This window comes from Streptomyces sp. YIM 98790 (assembly GCF_011421595.1).
Classification (GTDB): Bacteria; Actinomycetota; Actinomycetes; order Streptomycetales; family Streptomycetaceae; genus Streptomyces.
In genome coordinates, this window is sequence record NZ_WTLH01000304.1 from 1 (window position 1) to 4,406 (window position 4,406).

Below are 4,406 nucleotides of genomic sequence, written 5' to 3' on the forward strand. Positions count from 1 at the left end.
CCGTCCCGCCGCAGGCCGGCCCGGAGGCCGAGCCGGCCGGTCCCCCCGGGGCCGGCGACGCCCCGCTGCCCCCCGGGGGCGAGCCCGCCCCCGGCTATGCCGAGGCCGAACGCGAGGCCGTGCACCGCCTGATGCGCGAGCGCCGCGACGTCCGCAACGGCTTCCGCTCCGACCCCATCCCGCACGAGGTGCTGCTGCGGGTCCTGGAGGCCGCGCACACCGCGCCCAGCGTGGGCCACTCCCAGCCCTGGGACTTCGTCATCATCCGCTCCGAGGAGACCCGCCAGAAGGTCCACGAGCTGGCCATGCGGCAGCGCGAGGCATACGCCAAGTCCCTGCCCCGGGCGCGCGCCAAGCAGTTCAAGGAGCTGAAGGTCGAGGCCATCCTCGAAACCCCGGTCAACATCGTGGTGACCGCCGACCCCACCCGGGGCGGCCGGCACACCCTGGGCCGCCACTCCCAGCCGCAGATGGCGCCGTACTCCTCCGCCCTCGCCGTGGAGAACCTCTGGCTGGCCGCGCGCGCCGAGGGACTGGGCGTCGGCTGGGTCAGCTTCTTCGACGAGCGCGAACTGGTCCGCGCCCTCGAACTCCCGGACCACCTGGAGATCGTGGCGTATCTCTGCATCGGCTATGTCGACGAGTTCCCGGACGAGCCCGAGCTGGTGCAGACGGGCTGGTCCCGCCGCCGCCCGCTGTCCTGGGTGGTGCACGAGGAGTCCTACGGCCGCCGCGCCCTGCCCGGCGCCGACCCGCACGACCTGCTCGCCGAGACCCTGGACCAGATCCGCCCGCTGGACGCCCAGGCGCTCGGCGAGGCCTGGGAGCGCCAGAAGCGGATGACCAAGCCGGCCGGCTCGCTGGGCGCGCTGGAGATCATCGGCGCCCAGCTGTGCGGGCTGTCCCGGCTCTGCCCCCCGCCCGTGCCGGAGCCGGCCGCGGTGGCCGTCTTCGCCGGTGACCACGGGGTGCACGCCCAGGGCGTCACCCCGTGGCCGCAGGAGGTCACCGCCCAGATGGTGGCCAACTTCCTGGGCGGGGGAGCGGTGTGCAACGCCTTCGCCAACCAGGTCGGGGCCGAGGTCTGCGTGATCGACGTGGGCGTGGCCGGTGAACTGCCCGCCACCCCGGGCCTGCTGCCGCGCAAGGTCCGCCCCGGCACCGCCGACCTGACGGCCGGCCCGGCCATGAGCCGCGAGGAGGCGCAGCGCGCCGTCGAGATCGGCATCGAGACCGCCCGCGACCTGGTGGCCGCGGGCAACCGGGCGCTGCTCACCGGGGAGATGGGCATCGCCAACACCACCGTGTCGGCCGCGCTGATCGCCGCCTGCACCGGGGCCGACCCGGCCGAGGTCACCGGCCGCGGCACCGGTATCAACGACGAGACGCACGCCCACAAGGTCGAGGTGGTGCGGCGCGCGCTGGAGCTGCACCAGCCGGATCCGGCGGCCGACCCGCTGGGCCTGCTGGCCGCCATCGGCGGCCTGGAGCACGCCGCGCTCACCGGCTTCATCCTGGGCGGCGCCTCGCTGCGGGTCCCGGTGATCCTGGACGGCGTGAGTGCCGGTGCGGCCGCGCTGGTGGCCCGCGCCATCGCACCGGAGGCGGTCTCCGCCTGCGTGGCCGGCCACCGCAGCGCCGAGCCGGGCCACGCCGCCGCGCTCAACACGCTGGGGCTGCGCCCGCTGGTCGATCTCGACCTGCGGCTCGGCGAGGGCACCGGCGCGCTGCTGGCCCTGCCACTGGTGCAGTCCGCGGCCCGGGCGATGGCCGAGGTGGCCACTTTCGACGCCGTCGGCATCACCGACAAGAACTGATCCCTGCGGCCGGCCCTCCCGGCCGGGAGACCCGGCGCCACAGGTGCCGCCCGCCCGCCGGACGCGGAGAACGCTCCCGCGTCCGCCGGCGGGCGGTACCGGCCGCCGCGCAGCGGGCGCCGGCCTCGCAGCGGGGAGGCGCCGCAGGTGAGGTAGCGCACGGTGTGGTTCCGATGGGCGGCCGGCCCGGCCGCGGCCCGGTCGCCGCATCGTAAGGTGATGCGGGGGCCGAGCCCCCGGCCAGCCGCTCCGGCGCCGCAGCGGCAGCGATCTACCCCCCGAGCCGCGAGGAGCCCGTACCGCCCATGCCCGTGCCTGCGCCCGATCACCCCGCGTACCCCGTCGGCCTCCGCCTCGCCGGCCGGCGCGTCGTCGTCCTCGGCGGCGGCACCGTCGCCCAGCGGCGGCTGCCCGCGCTGCTCGCCGCCGGTGCCGACGTCCGGCTGATCGCCCCCGAGGTCACGCCCTCCGTCCAGGCCATGGCCGAGGCGGGCGAACTCCGCTGGGAGCCCCGCGGATACCGGCCGGGCGACCTGGCCGACGCCTGGTACGCGCTGATCGCCACCGACGACCCGGCGGTCAACGCCGCCGCATCCGCCGAGGCCGAGACCGCCCGGGTGTGGTGCGTGCGCAGCGACGACGCCGAGGCGGCCACCGCCTGGACCCCGGCCACCGGCCGGAGCGAGGGCGTCACCGTGGCCGTGCTCACCGGACGCGACCCGCGCCGCTCGGCCGCCGTGCGCGACGCCGTGGTGGAGGGCCTGCGGGACGGCACGCTGACCGCCCCCCGGCACCGCGGCCGCGCCCCCGGGGTGGCCCTGGTCGGCGGCGGTCCGGGCGACCCCGACCTGATCACCGTGCGCGGCCGGCGGCTGCTGGCCGAGGCGGATGTCGTCATCGCCGACCGCCTCGGCCCGCGCGAGCTGCTCGACGAACTTCCCCCGCATGTGGAGGTCATCGACGCGGCGAAGATCCCCTACGGGCGCGCCATGGCCCAGGAGGCCATCAACAACGCCCTGATCGAGCACGCCAAGGCCGGCAGGTCGGTGGTCCGGCTCAAGGGCGGCGACCCCTACGTCTTCGGACGCGGCATGGAGGAGGTCCAGGCGCTCACCGAGGCCGGCATCCCGGTCACCGTGGTGCCCGGCATCTCCAGCGCCATCAGCGTGCCCTCCGCGGCCGGCATCCCCGTCACCCACCGGGGTGTCGCCCATGAGTTCACCGTGGTCAGCGGCCATGTCGCGCCCGACAGCCCGGGTTCCCTGGTGGACTGGCCCGCCCTGGCCGGGCTGCGCGGCACCCTGGTGCTGCTGATGGCGGTGGAGCGCATCGGCGCCATCGCCGGCACCCTGATCCGGCACGGCCGCTCCGCCGACACCCCGGTCGCCGTCGTCCAGGAGGGCACCATGGCCGCCCAGCGCCGGGTGGACGCCACCCTGGCCACCGTGGCCGGCCGGATCGCCGAGGCGGAGATCCGGCCGCCCGCCGTCATCGTCATCGGCGATGTGGTCGCGGTGGGCCACGGCCGCACCACCGGGGAAGAGGTCCGGTGACCGCGCGGCCGGTGGAGATCACCGATCCCGCCGACCCCCGGCTGGCCGACTACACCGGGCTCACCGATGTGGCCCTGCGCCGGGTGCGCGAGCCGGCCGAGGGACTGTTCATGGCGGAGGGCGAGAAGGTCATCCGCCGTGCGCTGGACGCCGGTTACCGCATGCGGTCCATGCTGCTCACCCCCAGGTGGGCGGAGGCCATGCGGGATCTCACCGAGACCGGGCCGGCCCCGGTCTACCTGGTCTCCCCGGAGCTGGCCGAGCAGGTGACGGGCTATCACGTGCACCGGGGCGCGCTCGCCGCCATGGCCCGCAGGCCGCTGCCCGATCCGGCCGCCCTGCTGGCCGGGCCGGCCCGGGGCCGGGACGTGAGCCGGATCGCGGTCCTGGAGGACATCGTCGACCATGCCAATGTCGGCGCCGCCTTCCGCAGCGCCGCCGCCCTCGGCATGGACGCCGTGCTGGTCACCCCGGGCTGTGCCGACCCGCTCTACCGGCGCTCGGTGAAGGTGTCGATGGGCGCCGTGCTGCAGATCCCGTGGACCCGGATCGAGCCCTGGCCCGGCGGGCTCGCGCTGCTGCGCGAGGCCGGCTATCTGACCGCCGCGCTGGCCCTCGCCCCGGACGCGGTCACCCTGGACGAGTTCGCCGCCCGGTGCCCTCCCCGGACCGCCCTCGTCCTGGGCACCGAGGGCGAGGGGCTGCGCCCGGCCACCCTGGCCGCGGCCGACGTCACGGTACGGATCCCGATGGCCGCCGGGGTGGACTCGCTGAACGTGGCCGCCGCCTCCGCCGTGGCCTTCTACACCCTGGCGCCCGGCCGCCGCTGACCCCGTACCCCTTCCGCACCCTCCCGTGCCCGTCCGCTCCGCGACCGGGGCGGGGCACCCCCCCGTCAGAGGGCGCCCTGGCAGCCCTGGACGGCGGTCAGACCGAGGATCACCAGCAGGGTCACCGTCACGAAGACCACCAGCCGCTGCCGCAGCAGCCGCCGGTCCACCCCCCGCCGCTGCGGCCGGGGGCGCGGACGGGCCGC

At 76.6% G+C, this 4,406-nt stretch carries 3 protein-coding genes; all 3 read left to right on the top strand.

What is annotated here, in order from left to right; genetic code table 11:
- A partial coding sequence (cobT, locus tag GQS09_RS27110) for a nicotinate-nucleotide--dimethylbenzimidazole phosphoribosyltransferase (protein ID WP_165990172.1) occupies nucleotides 1-1,817 on the top strand: 1,817 nt, incomplete at its 5' end.
- 305 nt (nucleotides 1,818-2,122) lie between these two features.
- Entirely contained in the window at nucleotides 2,123-3,370 is a 1,248-nt protein-coding gene (gene cobA, locus GQS09_RS27115) for a uroporphyrinogen-III C-methyltransferase (protein ID WP_165990173.1), read from the top strand.
- On the top strand, nucleotides 3,367-4,200 hold the full coding sequence (locus GQS09_RS27120; RefSeq protein WP_165990174.1) for an RNA methyltransferase: 834 nt from the start codon (nucleotides 3,367-3,369) through the stop codon (nucleotides 4,198-4,200). The genes cobA and GQS09_RS27120 overlap by 4 nt, the downstream gene beginning before the upstream one ends.
- The last annotated feature ends 206 nt before the right edge of the window (nucleotides 4,201-4,406 follow it).

Coding starts and splice junctions, on each gene's coding strand:
- cobA (WP_165990173.1), top strand. CDS start 2,123: ATGCCCGTGCCTGCGCCCGATCACCCCGCGTACCCCGTCGGCCTCCGC.